Annotated in this window: 15 protein-coding genes; 4 read left to right on the forward strand and 11 right to left on the reverse strand. The window is 65.1% G+C overall.

Going from position 1 to position 16,488, the window contains the following annotated elements:
* Positions 1-10 precede the first annotated feature (10 nt).
* Complete coding sequence (locus EV191_RS12985; RefSeq protein WP_132877273.1) at positions 11-778, forward strand: SDR family NAD(P)-dependent oxidoreductase; 768 nt, start codon at positions 11-13, stop codon at positions 776-778.
* A 12-nt stretch (positions 779-790) separates the two neighbouring features.
* Here EV191_RS12985 and EV191_RS12990 read toward each other — a convergent pair whose 3' ends face one another.
* From EV191_RS12990 to EV191_RS13005, 4 genes are all read right to left on the reverse strand, one after another.
* Positions 791-1,816: an LLM class flavin-dependent oxidoreductase gene (locus tag EV191_RS12990; RefSeq protein ID WP_132877274.1), complete on the reverse strand. Its 1,026-nt coding sequence runs from the start codon at positions 1,814-1,816 to the stop codon at positions 791-793.
* A 67-nt stretch (positions 1,817-1,883) separates the two neighbouring features.
* Positions 1,884-2,849: a non-homologous end-joining DNA ligase gene (gene ligD, locus EV191_RS12995; RefSeq protein WP_243658932.1), complete on the reverse strand. Its 966-nt coding sequence runs from the start codon at positions 2,847-2,849 to the stop codon at positions 1,884-1,886.
* 94 nt (positions 2,850-2,943) lie between these two features.
* Complete coding sequence (locus EV191_RS13000; protein WP_132877275.1) at positions 2,944-3,564, reverse strand: L-threonylcarbamoyladenylate synthase; 621 nt, start codon at positions 3,562-3,564, stop codon at positions 2,944-2,946.
* A gap of 92 nt (positions 3,565-3,656) precedes the next feature.
* Entirely contained in the window at positions 3,657-4,817 is a 1,161-nt protein-coding gene (locus EV191_RS13005) for a hypothetical protein (RefSeq protein ID WP_132877276.1), read from the reverse strand.
* A 146-nt stretch (positions 4,818-4,963) separates the two neighbouring features.
* Between EV191_RS13005 and EV191_RS13010 the strand changes: the two genes are divergently transcribed.
* Together EV191_RS13010 and EV191_RS13015 are read left to right on the forward strand one after the other, a co-directional pair.
* Entirely contained in the window at positions 4,964-5,926 is a 963-nt protein-coding gene (locus tag EV191_RS13010; RefSeq protein ID WP_132877277.1) for an MBL fold metallo-hydrolase, read from the forward strand.
* Positions 5,927-5,966: 40 nt separating this feature from the next.
* On the forward strand, positions 5,967-7,598 hold the full coding sequence (locus EV191_RS13015) for an FAD-dependent monooxygenase (protein WP_132877278.1): 1,632 nt from the start codon (positions 5,967-5,969) through the stop codon (positions 7,596-7,598).
* A 6-nt stretch (positions 7,599-7,604) separates the two neighbouring features.
* On the opposite strand, the gene EV191_RS13020 is transcribed toward EV191_RS13015, so the two are convergent.
* From EV191_RS13020 to EV191_RS13040, 5 genes are read right to left on the reverse strand one after another with little or no spacing between them, the layout of a single operon-like run.
* On the reverse strand, positions 7,605-8,369 hold the full coding sequence (locus EV191_RS13020) for an enoyl-CoA hydratase/isomerase family protein (protein ID WP_132877279.1): 765 nt from the start codon (positions 8,367-8,369) through the stop codon (positions 7,605-7,607).
* Between the two features lie 8 nt (positions 8,370-8,377).
* Complete coding sequence (locus EV191_RS13025; RefSeq protein WP_132877280.1) at positions 8,378-9,910, reverse strand: class I adenylate-forming enzyme family protein; 1,533 nt, start codon at positions 9,908-9,910, stop codon at positions 8,378-8,380.
* Between the two features lie 57 nt (positions 9,911-9,967).
* The gene (locus tag EV191_RS13030) at positions 9,968-11,344 is read right to left on the reverse strand and encodes a phosphotransferase family protein (RefSeq protein ID WP_132877281.1); all 1,377 of its coding nucleotides are present in this window, start codon (positions 11,342-11,344) and stop codon (positions 9,968-9,970) included.
* Complete coding sequence (locus EV191_RS13035) at positions 11,341-12,234, reverse strand: cyclase family protein (RefSeq protein ID WP_243658933.1); 894 nt, start codon at positions 12,232-12,234, stop codon at positions 11,341-11,343. Before EV191_RS13035 ends, EV191_RS13030 begins: the two co-directional genes overlap by 4 nt.
* Positions 12,235-12,283: 49 nt before the next feature.
* A complete protein-coding gene (locus EV191_RS13040) occupies positions 12,284-13,558 on the reverse strand; it encodes an acyl-CoA dehydrogenase family protein (protein ID WP_132877283.1) in 1,275 nt (424 codons plus the stop codon).
* 70 nt (positions 13,559-13,628) lie between these two features.
* Here EV191_RS13040 and EV191_RS13045 point away from each other — a divergent pair, with 70 nt between their 5' ends.
* Positions 13,629-14,399, forward strand: coding sequence for an enoyl-CoA hydratase/isomerase family protein (locus tag EV191_RS13045; protein WP_132877284.1), 771 nt, complete (start codon positions 13,629-13,631; stop codon positions 14,397-14,399).
* 38 nt (positions 14,400-14,437) lie between these two features.
* Here the strand turns inward: EV191_RS13045 and EV191_RS13050 are convergent, their stop codons facing one another.
* Together EV191_RS13050 and EV191_RS13055 are read right to left on the reverse strand one after the other, a co-directional pair.
* Positions 14,438-15,253, reverse strand: coding sequence for a glycerophosphodiester phosphodiesterase (locus EV191_RS13050; protein ID WP_132877385.1), 816 nt, complete (start codon positions 15,251-15,253; stop codon positions 14,438-14,440).
* Positions 15,254-15,404: 151 nt separating this feature from the next.
* Positions 15,405-16,487 carry an ATP-dependent DNA ligase gene (locus EV191_RS13055; protein WP_132877285.1) on the reverse strand — a complete coding sequence of 361 codons (1,083 nt, stop codon included), beginning with the start codon at positions 16,485-16,487 and terminating at the stop codon, positions 15,405-15,407.
* Between the last annotated feature and the right edge of the window lies 1 nt (position 16,488).

A 16,488-nucleotide genomic window follows, 5' to 3' on the forward strand; every position in this document is an offset into this window, starting at 1 on the left:
AGGAGCACGCATGGACGTATTCAGTCTCACTGGACAAGTCGCGCTGGTTACCGGCGGAGCACGCGGGATCGGTCGCGCCATCGCCACGTTACTCGCCACTCAGGGCGCCAATGTCGTCATCGTCGACTACGCCGATGCCCGCGAAACCGTGGCCCAGCTCGAGCACGAGGTGCCCGGCGGGACGTTCGCCTGCCAATACGTCGATGTCCGCGATCCGGAGCAGGTTCGGCGGTCAGTCCGGGACGTGGTCGATTCCTTTGGCCAACTTACTATCCTGGTGAACAATGCGGGTACCGCAAGCCGGTCCAGTTTGGACTCCATCACCGAGGACGAGTGGGACCGGGATATCGATACCAACACTCGGGGTGCCTTCCGCTACATCCAGGCAGCCGTTTACCCCTATATGCGGGACCAGGGCACGGGCCGGATCATCAATGTCAGTTCGATATCCGGCTTTATGGGCGGACCTCTGTCCGGAGGTAGCGGGATTGGCCGCTCCGGCCCGTCTTACGCGGCGTCGAAAGGCGGCATCATCGCGCTCACCAAGTGGGTGGCCAAGGAGGTTGGCGAACTGGGTATCACCTGTAATTCCGTGGCGCCAGGACCGGTAGCCACCGAGATGACCAGATCCGCGAACTACGCGCTCGACCACCAGGTCATCAAACGAATGGGTAAACCAGAGGAGATCGCCGCCGCGGTGGGCTATCTCGCCTCGCCGGGCGCCGCCTACGTCACCGGGCAAGTGCTGTCCGTCTGCGGCGGTGCGGCCATCGGCTGACCTACGATGCGCTCAGCTCACCGCGGTACCGGGTTGGGCAGGCAAACCCGCCCATCCCGCCAGTCTGCTGATCGAATCGAGCTGATCCGCTGCCGCGAACGTACTAGCGGTGACCAGCACCTCGTCGGCGCCCATCTCGGCAACGAGTTGGGTCAACCGCGGGCCAACGTCGTCCACGGTGCCGTAGATCCGGCCCTCCATCGATTCGGCGAGCAGGTCCTGCTCCCGCGTGGACAGCGACCTGCTCAGGATCTCCTGAGCAGGTGCCAGCCCGGGAAATTCGCCGTGCACCCGCGAGTAAGCCATCGACCACGCCTCGGAGACCGCGCGGTCCCGTGCCCGATCAGTGGTCTCCGCGACCGCTACTGGTACCGAAACCATGACATAAGGACTAGCTCCCCTTTCGGATCCTGGACGAAATTCCGCGCGATACCGCTCGACCGCGGCGCGCATCTCCCGCTCACCGCGCACCGCGGCGATGACCAGCGGGAGTCCGAACACGGCGGCCCGCTGTGCACCGGCTGCCCCAGTAGCCAGGAGAAAGGTCGGTGGCTGCCGGCCTTCGGCCGGCACGGCGTGCACTCCGGATACCGTGGCGCGGTCGCCGGAGAAGTAGCCAAGCAACTCCTCCAGCTGTCCGTCAAATGCCTCGGCATCCTCGCGATGGGCGCCGAGCGCGGTGCGGATTCCGCCGGTGAAACCCAGCGAGCGCCCGAGACCCATATCAATCCGGCCGGGATACAACGACTCCAGCACGCCGAATTGCTCCGCCACGACAAGCGGGCGATGGTTCGGCAACATCACCCCACCAGTACCAATCCGAACACGGCTGGTCGATGCGGCGATGGCGGCGGCGAGCACGGTCGGGGCGGATCCCGCGACACCAGGCACACCGTGGTGTTCGGACACCCAGAAGCGGTGATAACCCAGCCGCTCCACGGCACGCGCGAACTCGATCGTGCTTGGCAGCGCCGCCGAGGGATGCTCACCCTGACGCACCAGCGAACGATCGAGCACCGACCACCGCACTGACTCCATATCGGGTGCAACCAGCCTGGCGTCCCGCCATTCCCACGGACGGGCGTGCGTGACCGTCGTCTCAGCGCTACCAGTCAGTGGGCAGTGTTACCTCGGCTGGCCTGCGGTCCGGCCGCAAACCGCGCCAGGATGGTTGCCGGAGCCGCCCGTCCGAGGTGACCTGCCGGTACTCCACCTCACCGACGAGTTCCGGCCGCACCCAGCGCGCGTTCCGCGCGTACTCGCTCGGAACCTCGCCTGCGAACGGACTGTCCGGTTGCTCGAGCGGCGCGAGCAGGGCACCCAGGTCGGTCAGCGCGCGGTCGGTGAACCCGGTGCCGACATGTCCAAGAAAGGTCAACCCGTCCGACGTATAGGCACCGAGCAGGAGTGCACCGAGCGTCCGTGCCCTGCGCCCCTGACCTTGCGTCCACCCACAGACGACGACCTCCTGGGTGTGCCGAATCGGCACCTTGATCCAGTCCTTGCTGCGCCGCCCAGCCAGGTAGGTGCTGTCCAGGCGTTTGGCCACCACGCCTTCGATACCGTGTTGCGCGGCCACCGCCATCAGGTCATCACCGGCAACGTCGACGTAGTAGGAGGACACCCGCACCTCGGGCGGCGCGTCCAACTCGCAGAGCGCCAACAGTTTGCGCCGCCGCTCGTAGGTCTGCTCGGTCAACTCGTGGTTATCCCAGTGCAGCAGGTCGAACACGTAGTAGGCCACCGGAATCGCCGCGAGCTGCGCCGAACTGGGTGCCGACTGGTGCATCCGCTCCTGTAGCCGGCCGAAATCGGGGCGGCCCGCGTTGTCCAGGGTCACCAGCTCGCCGTCGAACACGGCCGGCGCATGGACCAGCTCGGCGAGGACGCCGAGCTCCGGATACGTCGAGGTGATCTCTCGCCCCGTCCGGGAGAACGCGCGGACCTGCCCGTCGGCGACGGTCGTGATCGCGCGAACCCCGTCCCATTTCCACTCGAAGGCCCAACCCGGCCCGGTAGGTACCGGGCCGAGGGTCGCCAGCATCGGGCTGACCGGGGTTGGCAGTGTCATGTGGACATCCTCATCCACCAGGCCAGTGTTCGTGCGCTAGCCCAGCTCCTCGCCTACCGCTTACGCTCCATTGTAGACTGGACCAACGCGCCACCTACTCGAATCGGCTTGGGTCACCCGCGCCATACCGGACGATTTCCGGTTCATCCACGGAGAAATCCACCACTGTCGTCGGTTCCACGCCGCACTCCCCCGAGTCGACGACAGCGTCAATGACGTGATCGAGCTGCTCCTTGATCTCCCACCCGTTGGTCAACGGCTCCTGTTCATCGGGCAGCAGCAACGTGCTCGACAGCAGCGGTTCCCCCAGCTCGGCGACCAGCGCCTGGGCGACCGTGTGTTCCGGAATCCGTACACCCACCGTCTTCTTCTTTGGGTGCAGTAGTCTGCGCGGCACCTCTTTGGTCGCCGGCAGGATGAAGGTGTACTTACCGGGGGTCGCCGCCTTGATCGCGCGGAATACCGCGTTGTTCACCACGACGAACTGCCCCAACTGAGCGAAATCCTCGCAGACCAGGGTGAAATGATGCCGGTCGTCGAGTTTGCGGATAGCGCGGATCCGGTCGATTCCCGCCTTGTCGCCCAGCTGGCAGCCCAACGCGAAGCAGGAGTCCGTCGGATACGCGATCAAGCCACCGTTTCGCACCAGCTCAACCACCTGGCCGATGGATCGGCGCTGCGGGTTCCGTGGGTGAACGTCGTAATACCTCGCCATGCCCACAGGGTAGATGAGCACCCGCGCTCAGTCGTTCAGGCGCGCGAGCACCGGGAGACCGCAGTCTTTAGGGATCTTGCGGTCCAGGTAAATCAGCGCCGGGTAACCCGAACTCGCGACCGTGCACGCCAGTACCAACGCCTCGCGGCCAGTGCCGGGGGATACCGTTCGGACAGCTCCCGCAACGTTCTGGCGAGTTGCTCGGCACGGGATTCCGGCGACTTCGGCGTCGGCATCCGCTGTACCAGAGTGGCCAACGCGTCCACCGCGACCTCGAGCAACCGCGCCTCTTCTGCATCTAGACCGGGATCGCCAGTCGCGGTCGTCGCCTCGGGCGGAATCAGCTCGTCGAGGTCGCCGATGACGTGATACCCCGCCTCACGCAACTCAGCCACATGCCGCCGGGCGGTCTCGCGCACCCAGTCCTGGTCATCGGCCGGTAGGGCGATGGACGTCGTCCCCGGCCGCCTGGACAAGATCTGCTCCGCGAGGATCTCTTTGACCACCAGTGTGTAAGCCGGCCACTCGTAGTCATCGCCGAGTCGGTTGTTGACCCTGCGCAGCAGCTCCGTTTCGGCCACACCGAGCGAGTAGTTGTGTTGCGGCACATCGGTGGTGAACTCCCCCGGACACAGCTCAATCACCGGCGCGAAGCGCTGCCACAACACTTCGTTCGGCGTACCACGCGGCGGCACGGTGACCACGTGCACGCGTTCGGCTGGCAGCGCGGCGGCCCACGTGCGCAGCACTCTGGGCAGATCTTGGTAATCCCAGAACAACTGGCTCGTCGGGTTGAGCTCCCCGCTGCGCAACGCAGCAAGAAAGTCAGCATAACTCGTGGTATGCCGAGTCTTCACGTTCTCTTGCCATACCGAAGGAATCTGCCTGGCGAGATCACGCGCGGTGCACACGATGTGGACCTCGGCGAAGTCCAGTGCGGACAGGACCGCACGAGCCTCGTCCGGACTCGCCGGCGCGAGCAGCTCCGAGGAGATCACCGACGCACCCGGATGCGCCCGTACCTGTTCGACGAGCCACTCCCACGAACCGGTGACACCCGGCTCGCGCCAACCACCGTAGCGCCCGCCATGCACGTCCATCGCCGCGCGATGCTGCGCCGCTTCGTCGGCGCCCGGATACAGCGTTCCCGCCGCCACGGTCGCCGCGCGGTGGTGCCACAACACCCCCTGCAAGGACGTGGTGCCCGTCTTGGGCAGTCCGATATGCAGGTACACGCGTTGGGGAGGAGCCATGGGCCACGGAGGGTAGTACACCCCAGGTGGGTCACCGCGAGGCGGCATGCCAGTTCCGCCAACCGGACGAACGGTGTCAAGCACCGGTTTCCCGGGTTACAGTGGCCGTACGGGTAACAGATGCCGTAAAGCACAGGGTGGTGCCGGTGGCTCCAAGGGCTTTCGCGTCGTCCGCGGACCTCAGTGCGAAGGAACAGACACTGGAGATCCTTGCCGACGGCGTTTACGCGCTCACCGCCGAGGGTGATCCCAACGTGGGAGCCATCGAAGGCGAGGATTTTCTGGTCTGTTTCGAGGCGATGGCCACCCCGGTGGCCGCCCGCGAATGGCTGGCCCTCCTGCGCGAACACACCGATAAGCCGGTTCGATATCTGGTGCTCTCGCACTATCACGCCGTCCGTGTGCTCGGCGCCTCGGCATTCGACGCCGATGTGATCGTGGCCCATCAGAACACCAAGGAACTGATCGCCGAGCGCGGCAAGCAAGACTGGGCAAGTGAGTTCGCCAGGATGCCGAGGCTGGCCAAGGAGCCGGACTCGGTACCGGGTCTCACCTGGCCCAGTCTGACCTTCGCCGACCAGCTCACCATCGACCTCGGCGGCGATCGCGGCGATCTCGTGTTGCGGTACTGCGGACGCGGGCATACCGAAGGCGATATCGTCGCCTGGCTGCCCGAACAGGGCATCCTGTATGCGGGCGACCTCGTCGAGGCGGAGGCCGCGCTGTACACTGGCGACGCGTTCCACTACGACTGGGCGGACGGCACGCTGGATCAGGTCGCGGCGTTCGGGGCGAGCACCCTGATCGGTGGGCGAGGCGCGGTCAGTCAGGGTAAGGAAGCCGTCGCCGCGGCGATCGAACAAACCAGACACTTCCTGCGGGTGATGATCAAGGAAGTCGGCGCGACGCATCGCTCCGGCGGCACGCTGCGTACGGCATTCGATCGCGCCCATGCCGCGCTGGTCGGACGTTACGGCGACTGGCCGATATTCGAACACTGCCTACCGTTCGATGTCGCTCGGCTCTGGGACGAGATGTCCGGCGTGACCCGACCGGTCATCTGGACAGCCGAACGAGATCGGGAAGTGTGGGATCAACTGCAGTCGTGACCCTTCCCGGCGAGTAATCGACTGACTCGTGGAGGGCGCCATGCACGGACCGGAACACACCGCCGATGTCGCGGTGCTCGGCAACGGCCCGGTGGGGCAAACCGCGGCGCTGCTGCTCGCCAGGTGGGGAATGTCGGTCCTGCTGCTCGACCAACGTCCGGCGCGGGACGAGATCGGGTCAAAGGCGATCTGCCAGCAGCGCGATGTGCTGGATATCTGGGCGCAGATCGGCGCAGGTCAACGCATCGCGGCCGAGGGAGTCACCTGGTCGACGGCACGCACCTTCTATCGCGACCAGGAGCTGTTCAGCTACCCGATCCATGATCCAGGCGAATCACTCTTCCCGCCATTCGTGAACATCTCGCAGTGCCGGACCGAACAGATCCTCGATGAGCTGATCGATCAGACGGCGCCTATCGATGTGCGCTGGAATCACGAGGTTACCGAACTGGTACCGGACGCGAATGGGGTGCGGATCCGTTGCGTGACCGCCGAAGGGCAGTTCGATGTTCGGGTGCCCTACGCACTCGCCTGTACCGGTGCCCGCACCGGGTGGCTGCACGCGGCTCTGGGCATCACCTTTGACGGGAAGTCATTCGACGACCGCTTCCTCATCTGCGATATCCGGGCCGAGCTGACAGGTTGGCGCGCCGAACGACGGTTCTACTTCGATCCTTCGTGGAACCCCGGCAGGCAGGTGTTGGTGCATCCCTGCCCCGATTCGACCTTCCGGATCGATTGGCAGGTCCCGGCCGACTACGATCTGGCCAGCGAGCGGCGGGACGGTGGCCTTGATCGACGCATTCGCGCGATCATCGGCGACCTGCCTTACGAGATTGTCTGGTCCACTGTGTACCGGTTTCATTCTCGGCTGGCGAGCCAGCTTCGGGCGGGCCGGGTGTTACTCGCCGGTGACTGCGCGCATCTGTACGCGCCATTCGGCGCTCGCGGCCTGAACTCCGGGGTAGCCGACGCGGAGAACGCCGCGTGGAAACTGGCATTCGTACTACAAGGCTGGGGCGCACCGGAGCTACTGGACAGCTACCATCTCGAACGCCATGCAGCCGCCAGGGAGAACCTGGCCATCACCACGGCCACAATGGACTTCTTGGTGCCGCACAACGAAACACAGCGGGAATACCGCCGATCGATCCTCGATCAAGCCCGCACCGACGCATCGGTACACGAGAAGGTCGACTCGGGCCGGCTCAGCGAGCCCTTCTGGTACGCGGATTCGCCGCTCAACACGCCGAATCCGCGGCGGCCGCGTCCGGACCGGCCGCCGCGTGGCCGCGCCTGCGCGCCAGGTCCTGGCGTACTGGTTCCGGATATGCCGCTACACGCCACCTCCGGCCTACCGGCGAGCAGACTGCGGGAACTGGCGCGGAACGGCATACTGCTGCTCGCGGCCGACGGCGTGGCACTGCCGCTGCCGCCGGCTACACTGTCCAGCCTGACGCCTGCGCCGATCCGAGTGCTCGGGATGACGGAGCTGACTCCGGACGGCTCACTGGCCGACTGCCTTACCGCGGAACCCGGCGAACTCTGGATCATCCGACCGGACGGCTATATCGCGGCGGTACTGCGGCAACCCGAGCTGCCCGAGTTACACGCGGCGCTCTACCGGCTCACCGGCATGCATGATCGCGTGGTTGCCGGGCTTCCGAACTGAGTTCGGTCAGGTTCCGCTGTAGCGCGGCTCCCGCTTGTCCAGGAATGCTCGCACGCCTTCCCGGTGGTCGTCGGTGGTGAACAGCGTGCCGAGGGTCGTACTGACCCATTCACCGAGTTTCGTCCAATCGGGATCGAGTGCCCGCCGCAGGCCATCCTTGAGTTCGGCGACGGCCAGTGGTGGGTTCGCCGCGATCCGCTCGGCGACCTCGAGTGCGCGGTCCAGCAGGCTGTCCTTCGGCACGACCCTGCTGACCAGACCGATCTCGGCCGCGCGCGCCGAGTCGATCGGGTCGCCGGTGAACAGCAGCTCGGCGGCGTGCTCTCGACCAACCAGCTGCGCCAGCCTACCGATCCCGCCGACGTCACTGCACAATCCACGTTTGACGAACAACTCGGCAAACCTGGCCCGTTCGCTTGCGATGCGAATATCGGCGAGCAGGGCGAGCTCCATACCCCAGCCGACGGCTGGGCCGTTCACCGCGGCGAGCACCGGAACCTTGGTATGCAGCAGGGCCTCCGCGGCTGGGGTCAACCGCGGAGCGGGGCGTGTTACCGCGCCGTCTCCCCCAGCCATCACTTCGCGTACGTCATCACCCGAGCAGAAGGACGGCCCGGCTCCGGTGATGACCAGTACTCGCTGCGCGCATCGCTGTACCGCGTCGGTCAGCTCCGTGTAGGTCTGCCGGCGCAGTGCATTGTGTACCTCCGGCCGGTCCAGGGTCAGCACACCGACGTGCCCGTGAACCTCGTAGCGCAGATCCTGGTACATGGCTTCTCCTACTCCGCGGTCAGCTGTTCCCGAACCTGCCGTTTGAGGATCTTGCCGACGGTGTTGCGCGGCAACTCGGCTACCTCGATGACGGTTCGAGGACACTTGTATCCGGCAAGGTGTTGTTTGCAGTACTCGATGATCTCCGTTTCGGAGACCGCGCCAGCCGGGTTTCCTTCCACGACCGCGACGACCCGCTCGCCCCACACCTCGTCCGGCTGTCCCACGATCGCCGCGGCCGCCACCGATGGATGCTGGTGAAGTATCTCCTCGACTTCGCGCGAGTAAACATTCTCGCCGCCGGTCAGCACCATGTCCTTTTTGCGGTCGACGATGTAGAAGTACCCGTTCTCGTCCTGCGTAGCCAGATCGCCGGTGTGCAGCCAGCCGTCCCGGAAGGTCTCGGCGGACGCGTCCGGACGCCGCCAGTAGCGCACCGCTACCTGCTCTCCGCTGATCACCAGTTCGCCGACCACGCCGCGGGGTACCTCGTTACCCTGCTCATCGACGACCTTCACCGCGGCAAGCGCCATCGGCTTACCCACCGAGGTCAACAGTTCGGTTCGGCCCTCGATCGCGGACACGTGATCGGCCATCGTGTGGTAGAGCACGTTGCCGCCGAGCTCGGTCATCCCGAAGCCCGTCTGGAAGCCGGCCGTGGGAAACCGCCGCATCGCGTCCCGCAAGGTCTGTGCCGGCATGGGAGCCGACCCGTAGCCAATGCGGACGACGCTGGACAGGTCGTGCTTGTCGATATCCGGATGGCGCAGCAACAAGGCAAGCATGGTCGGGGCGACCGTGGTGTGGGTAATCCGGTGGTGCGGTACTTCGGCCAGGAACGTGGCTGGATCATAGCGGCGCAGCAGCACGATGCGATGCAGCCGAAGATGTGCGACCAGTACCCCGTAGCCAGCGATATGGCACAGCGGCCAGGGAAACAACGTGGCAGGCGATCCGCCGGGGTCGGCTTCCCAACTCATTGCCGAATTGCAGGCGGCTGCGGTGACGTTGCGATGCGTGAGCACCGCACCTTTCGGACGGCCGGTCGTGCCGGACGTGTAGATCAACCAGGCAAGCTCGTCGTCCCCAGTGTCTGGTTCCTTCATCGGCGGTTCCCGCAACAGCTCGGCGAAATGCGTCGTTCCCGCTGCCGCAGCGTCGATGGTCACCAGGGTGTGTACTGATTCGACGCCGACCAGCGCGGCGCGCGCGGTGTCCAGATAGGCGGACTCGGTGATCAGTATGGTTGGTTCGGCGTCGGTGAGGACATCATTGATCTCCCGTTCACTCAGCCGGTAGTTGAGGAAAACCAGGCCCATACCCGCGAGCGGCACGCCGTAGTAGCTCAGTACGTATTCCGGGGAGTTCTCCGCGAGAATCGCTACCCGGTCTCCGGGGCTCGCCCGCTCGCGTAGGCCGTTCGCGAGTCGGCAGACCTGGTCGTAGAGCTGGCGGTAGGTGTACGTCCGTTCGTTGAACCACAGCGCTTCGGCATCGGGCGCGCGATGCGCGGAGTACCGCAGTAGGTCGCTGATCCGCATTGATCACCGTCCTCATACTCGTCCGGAAACTGTCACACCGGAACGGCTTCGGTTCGGTCAGGTCGGGTGGTCCAGATAACGCGGGTTCGCCACGAGCAGCCGGTCGGTCACCGCGGCACGAACGGCGGCGACAACGGCTGGGTCTGTTGGATCGAGTAGTTGGCTACGTAGCCCAGCGGCGAGTTCGGCATGCGTGCCGACGCCGAGCGTGTCCAATCGGCCACGGTGCCGACGCTCTTGGTCGGCTCCGTAGGCCAGTTCCCGACATACCGTGTCCAACACATTCGCCGCGACACGAGCGTGAAAACTCAATCGCCCTTCGGTGCCCTGCTGCACGTCGGTACGCAGGAAATCCCGCACCGCCGCGACCAGCTCGCCAACCGTTGGTCTGCCATGTAGGTCCGCGGCGATCGATTCCTCCGGAGTTGGGCGATCGGCGACCGGCACCCCGAGGGCGAGTAACAGGTCGTGCTCTTGCTCGCAGACTCGACGACCGATCGCGGCGAGCTCGACCGATCGGGTTTGGCCACTCAGGTGCCGTTCGGCCTGACCACGGCAGCCGACCGCCCATTTGGTGGTGCCGAACACTTCCCACCAGTGCACCGCTGCCGGATCTGGCCGATACCCTGCCACTTCGGCGTATCCGTCGAACAGCTGTTCGCGGGTACCGAATCCGCCGACAGGCTGAGCGCTCGCGAACCGCCATGCCTTGACGCAAAGCCAGCCGAGGTCCTGCATCGGGTCGCCACGGTGGACGAGTTCCCAGTCCAGCACGGCGCGCAGGCCATCTGGGCCCACAATCAGATTGCCATTGCGGAAATCGCCATGCACAACCGTTTCCGGAACTGGTTCACGGGTGCTTGGCCGATTGGCACGCAACCAGTGCAGCCCGATCTCGACCGAGGGCAACGGCTCGCCCAACGCATCGTACTCGGCGCGGAGTGTCTCCAGCGGATCCGCATCGGAGAGTCCAGGCACGCTCGCCATGGGAATCTGATGGATTCTGGCCAGCGTTCTGCCAAGTTCTCGCGCCAGGCCGGCACGAGCTCGCGTGTAGTCCGGCTCCCGTAACAACTTGCGGGGAATCGTTTCGCCCGCCACGAACTCGGTCAGGACGTAGGGCGTGCCGAGTATGGCACCGCTCGCGTCCTTGTCGACCAGACCCGGCACCGGTACAGCCGCGTCCGCGGCCGCGCGCAGGACCAGTGCTTCCAGTCCCATTGCCGAGGGGCGGCCGGGGCCAGGTGGGTCTCGCCGCAGGACCAGCCGGCGTAGCCCGCCCCCATCGGTCTCGGCGAGGAAATCCCAGGTCTCCCGGCTTGCTCCGCCGCTGAGCTGATGTAACTCGCGGATCTCGACGGTGCGACTCCAGATCTCGCCCAACCTGCCCGCGAGTCCTGCCCGCAGCTTCTCGGTGCGCTCCCGTTCGCTCATTTGATGGCCAACGGGTTGATCGGCGAGCCAACCGCGCCGCGGAACTTGATCGGTGGTGCGCAGAAGAAGAACTCGTAGCGGTCGTCGGCGGCGCAGTCCGTGGCGAGTTCCTCGAAATCCAGGATCTCGCCGAGCGTCATACCCATGTCCCTGATCAGCACCATGTGGACCGGAAGCATCTCGTCGTCGAGTTCACCGGGGAGCACCTCGATCGCCCAGTTGTCCGCGCATACCGCGGCCACCTCACGCTCGGCGAGCCACGGGCAACAAGCCAGCCCCAGCCCGGGCTCGCCGGCCATAAAGGCGTTCGGATCACCTTCGGCGAGGAACTTCTTTCGCCACCCGGTGCGTATCGCGAGGACGTCGCCGGGAAGGATCGCGCAACCTTGCTCGGCGGCGACCGCGTCCAGCTCATCCGGCGTGATGACCTCGCCCATATCCAGCCAGTCCACCCCACGGTAGCTCGCTACGTCCAGCAGCACACCGCGACCAGCGACTCCCTTGGCCTGTTTGTCGATGCCACAATGCGACGCGCCCCTGGGGCCAACCGACGAGGACGGGAATCCATTGTAGAGCTGCTCGTCGTAGTACACATGGGCAAGCCCGTCCCACTGCGAAGCGCTCTGCAACGGCATGAACACGTAATCGTCGGCGTAGTGAAAGGCGCCGGGAAATCGTTGTCCGGCACCGGTTTCAGAGAACAGCAGCACCGGATTGATCCGGCCACCGCCGGGTTGTGGCCCGTCCGGCCCGAATGGGATCCCAAGATCGAACACTCTCCCGGTACGGATATACGTGGCGCCCCGCGCGATCCGTTCTGGGGTTAACAGGTTAGTCGTGCCACGTTCATCTCGAGCGTCGCCATCGTCCCAGCGGCCCCAGTTACTCACCTGTCGACCGATAGCGCGAAAGTCCATCGCACACCTGACCTCGGTAGGACTACGTCGGCGGATCGTTCAGTAAACCCTTTCGCGGTCCGGCGAAGCCGAACAGGTAACCAGCTACCTTCCGGATCTGGATTTCCTCAGCACCTTCGGTGATGCGGTACCGCCGGTGATGCCGGTAGATGTGCTCGAACGGGGTGTGCCGGGTGTAGCCGATTCCGCCATGCACCTGGATCGCCCGATCGGCCGCCTCGCACACCAACCGATTGGCCCGGTAATTGCACATCGACACCTTGTCGCTGATCTCCAGATGCGGTGTCCGGTCCAGCTCCCAAGCGGTCTTGCGAACCAGATTCCGGACTAGTTCGGCCTCGGTCTGCAACTCGACCAGCGGCCACTGCACCGCTTGCTTCGTCGCGAGCGGCTGCCCGAAGGTTGTCCGGTCCCTGGCATAGCGCACGCTGCGGTCGATACAGAACTGTGCCGCGCCAACTCCGGATGCCGCTTGCCGAATGCGGTTCTCGTGCACGAAGTGTTGTGCCACGGCAAGTCCCTCGCCAAGAGAGCCAAAGATCGCGGTGCGGGGCACCCGGACATCACGAAGGCTCACCTCGGCGTGATCCGTAGGCATATTGAAGGTCCACCAGTGGAAGTCGACGGAGAATCCCGGCGCGTCGGTAGGCACGATGAATGCGGTGATTCCGCGCGCGTCGCCAGCCTCGCCAGACGTCCGCGCGAAGATCACGTCGTGTGTCGCGGAGTGCAGGCCAGAGTTGAATCTCTTGCCGCCATTGATGATCCAGTCGTCACCAGCTGGCTTTGCCGTCGTCTCCAACCACGTCGCATCACTACCGTGATCCGGCTCAGTGAGCCCGAAGGCGACTCGCCGCTTCCTGGTCAGCATGCCTTCGATGAACTCCGTGCGCTGTTCCGGAGTACCGAACTCGAGAAACATGTGCACGAAGGGAAAGTTGCCGACCACAGAAGCTTCGTTCTGTAGGTCGTTGTGTAGTCCAAGTCCCTTCTGTGCCAGGTGTTCCCTGATTACCGCCATATCGAGATTGGAACCACCACCGCCGCCGACTTCCTTCGGTAGCCCGTAGCGCAACCATCCGGCCCGGTCGGCCCGATCGAACATCTCGCCAAGCAGTGCTTCCCATTCGGGCCGTGGCGTACCGCCCGCTTCGAAGTCGGTGCGCGCGTACTCGCGCCGGTGGTCGAAGAAACGCTCGTTGTCGTCCTGCTCTTGCAGTGGCCGGATTTCCGTGTCGATGAACTCGTCGAGCTCCCGCAGACGATCCCGCAACGGCGCGGGCAAGTCGAAATCCATAGTCGCTCCTAAACGATCGTTCAGATACGATGAAAACACGCTTCAATCCCGAGCACAAGCGGAGGAACGCATGCGAGAAGTTCGCTATGCAGTGTCCGACGGAGTCGCCACGCTCGTCATCGATCGTCCAGCCAAGCGTGGCGCGATGACCTACGCGATGCTCGCCGCGCTGCACGATGCGATCGATGCCGCGAGTACCGATTCCGCGGTCCGCGTCCTGATCATCACCGGTACGGCAGGCTCATTCTGCGCGGGCACCGACCTTGCCGAGCTGGCCACCCGGCCAGCCGCTGAGCGCGGGCGGACCCGGCGCGAGGATCCGGAGATGGCGGTACTGCGTTGCGCCAAACCGGTGATCGCCGCGGTGGACGGACCGGCTGTCGGCATGGGAGCCGAGTTCACCTGCCAGGCCGATCTGCGACTCGCGTCCAGCAACGCGCGGTTCTCCTGGAACTTCGCGCATCGCGGCCTCGTACCAGACACCGGCGCCGGGTCTTGGTTGCTGCCAAGGCAGATCGGCATGGCCGCCGCGCTTCGCCTGCTATACACCGGTGACTATCTGGACGCGGCGCAGGCGAGCGAACTCGGCTATGTACTCGAAGTCGTCACCCCGGAGCGGTTGTGGCCCACCACGATGGAACTCGCTAACCGCATCGCGGCCGTCTCCCCCTTCGCTGCCACCCGGATCAAGCGCCTGGTCTATGACGGGGCCGGCACGGATCTACCGTCGCACTTACGCGCCACCCAAGCGTCGATGGCCGAGTGTTTCGCATCGGCAGATCACGCCGAAGGGGTAGCCGCGTTCCTCGAGCGGCGCGAACCACAGTTCACAGGTGGCTAGCGCCTTAACAAGCGTTCATAAACACACCGCGCGGGTGGCTAGCGCTGGGTAAGGGACTGCGGGAAGTCGGTGATGATCCCGTCTACGCCCAGTTCAAGTAGCTCTCGCATACTGCCCGGCTCGTTCACCGTCCACACGTTCGCCGTCATACCGAGCTCCTGAATCCGGTCGACGAGCCCCTGATCCGTAACAGTCCACTGTGGATTAACCTGATCGGCCCAGGAGCTCAACTCGACCAGTTCGGCATCGCTCGGCCGCTCCGCGTCGAGAACGCCGATCGGCACCTCGGATAGCCGCTCGTTGAATGCCCGCGCATCGTCCACCTCGAACGACTGCACAGCCAGTTCCTCGGATGCGAGCGCTCGGTCGAGATATCCGGGCACCGACGTGAACTCGGCAGCCAGGTCCGCCGGCAAGCCACGGTAATGATCACAGGGACTGATCTCGGCGAGCAGCCCGGCGCGCCGGTCAACCAGCTTGATCACCTCACGCACGGACATGATCGGCTCACCAGCGTAATCGGGGTGAAACCAGCTACCCGCGTCCAGGGTACGCAGTTCCTGCCAGGTGAAATCCGAAATGCGGTACGAAGGTCGGCCGGGAAACTTCTCCTCCACGTCGGTGGTTCGTTCCATCGTGCAGTCGTGGAAGTTCACCAGCTTGCCGTCCTTGGTGCGCTGGACGTCGATCTCCACGAAATCGGCGCGCTGCGCGATCGCGGTGCGCACCGCGGCCGCGGTGTTCTCCGGTGCCACGCCAGAGGATCCGCGATGTGCGATGACGGCGTGCTCGGCCGCTTTCTCATCGGCGACCGCCGTAGGCGACCCCGCGAACAGCGGCAGGACCATAGCCATGGGCGCGAGCAGGCGAGCTAACCGAGCAGACCGCATTGATTTCCTTCCGTTCGACCGCGGGTCGCGAACAGCCTCACCGATCAGCATGGCGGCAAAGCCAACGGCGAGCGTCCTGCGGGTGACCACCCGAGTGCCAACCCGCGGTCGTTGGTCACCGTGTTGGTCCGGCTACCCCGAACAGCGCGGTCAGCTCGGCCGGCGCCACCTGCTCGAGCTGAGCGTAGGTGCACGACTCCGGGGTGCGATCGGGACGGAACCGGGTGAGTCGACCGCCATGCCGGAACCGTCCGGCCAACACATGCTCATACCGCACCTCGGCGACAAGCTCGGGGCGTAACGGCTCCCAGGACATGTCCTTCTGGCCGGTCCACCTACTCACCCCACCAGGCATCCGGCCGCCGGCGTGCGCCTGCGCATCCGCCCAATCCCGCCATGGATGGCCGTCCAGCGCGTCCTGACGCAGTGGTTCGAGCTCAGTGACCAACTCAGCACGGCGTTTCGCGGTAAAGCTGCTCGCCACCCCGACATGGTTCAGTACCCCACGGTCATCGAAGAGCCCGAGCAGCAGCGAACCCACCCCGTTGCCGTCCTTGTGCCAGCGAAACCCGGCCACGACGCAATCGGCCGAGCGCTCGTGTTTCACCTTCCACATGGTTCGCTTGTCCTGCTCGTAGGGCAGCTCGCCAGGTTTGGCGATCACGCCGTCGAAACCGGCGCCTTCGAACCGGGTGAACCAGTCCTCGGCGATATCCGGGTCGTCGGTCAATGGGGTCAAATGCACTCGGTCAAGTGACTGCCCGAGGATGCTGGCCAGCCGCGCCCTGCGCTCGGTGAACGGTTTACCGGTCAGGTCCTCGTCGCCGATAGCGAGCAGGTCGAAACCCACGAAGCTGGCCGGCGTCTGCTCGGCGAGCAGACGCACCCTGGAGGCCGCCGGATGCAGCCGGTTCTGCAGGGTGTCGAAGTCGAGCCCGCCGCCGGTCACCACGACGATCTCGCCGTCAAGGACACAGCGCTCTGGTAACGCGTCGCGCAACAATTCGACCAGCTCAGGAAAGTACCTGGTCAACGGGCGATCATTACGGGAACCGAGTTCGACTTCAGCACCATCCCGGAAGACGATGCAGCGAAAACCATCCCACTTCGGCTCATAACACATGCCCGGCGCGCGAGGCACCGTATGCACGGCCTTGGCGAGCATCGGCTTCACCGGTGGCTGTAAGGGTAAGTCCATC

Source organism: Tamaricihabitans halophyticus (assembly GCF_004340875.1).
GTDB lineage: Bacteria > Actinomycetota > Actinomycetes > Mycobacteriales > Pseudonocardiaceae > Tamaricihabitans > Tamaricihabitans halophyticus.

What these genes read in the sequence shown, in the direction of transcription:
- EV191_RS13000 (WP_132877275.1), bottom strand. Translation starts at nt 3,564, where the DNA reads ATGGCGAGGTATTACGACGTTCACCCACGGAACCCGCAGCGCCGATCC.
- EV191_RS13030 (WP_132877281.1), bottom strand. Translation starts at nt 11,344, where the DNA reads ATGAGCGAACGGGAGCGCACCGAGAAGCTGCGGGCAGGACTCGCGGGC.
- EV191_RS13055 (WP_132877285.1), bottom strand. Translation starts at nt 16,487, where the DNA reads ATGGACTTACCCTTACAGCCACCGGTGAAGCCGATGCTCGCCAAGGCC.
- EV191_RS13015 (WP_132877278.1), top strand. Translation starts at nt 5,967, where the DNA reads ATGCACGGACCGGAACACACCGCCGATGTCGCGGTGCTCGGCAACGGC.
- EV191_RS13005 (WP_132877276.1), bottom strand. Translation starts at nt 4,817, where the DNA reads ATGGCTCCTCCCCAACGCGTGTACCTGCATATCGGACTGCCCAAGACG.
- ligD (WP_243658932.1), bottom strand. Translation starts at nt 2,849, where the DNA reads ATGACACTGCCAACCCCGGTCAGCCCGATGCTGGCGACCCTCGGCCCG.
- EV191_RS13045 (WP_132877284.1), top strand. Translation starts at nt 13,629, where the DNA reads ATGCGAGAAGTTCGCTATGCAGTGTCCGACGGAGTCGCCACGCTCGTC.
- EV191_RS13025 (WP_132877280.1), bottom strand. Translation starts at nt 9,910, where the DNA reads ATGCGGATCAGCGACCTACTGCGGTACTCCGCGCATCGCGCGCCCGAT.
- EV191_RS12990 (WP_132877274.1), bottom strand. Translation starts at nt 1,816, where the DNA reads ATGGAGTCAGTGCGGTGGTCGGTGCTCGATCGTTCGCTGGTGCGTCAG.
- EV191_RS13020 (WP_132877279.1), bottom strand. Translation starts at nt 8,369, where the DNA reads ATGTACCAGGATCTGCGCTACGAGGTTCACGGGCACGTCGGTGTGCTG.
- EV191_RS12985 (WP_132877273.1), top strand. Translation starts at nt 11, where the DNA reads ATGGACGTATTCAGTCTCACTGGACAAGTCGCGCTGGTTACCGGCGGA.
- EV191_RS13040 (WP_132877283.1), bottom strand. Translation starts at nt 13,558, where the DNA reads ATGGATTTCGACTTGCCCGCGCCGTTGCGGGATCGTCTGCGGGAGCTC.
- EV191_RS13050 (WP_132877385.1), bottom strand. Translation starts at nt 15,253, where the DNA reads ATGGCTATGGTCCTGCCGCTGTTCGCGGGGTCGCCTACGGCGGTCGCC.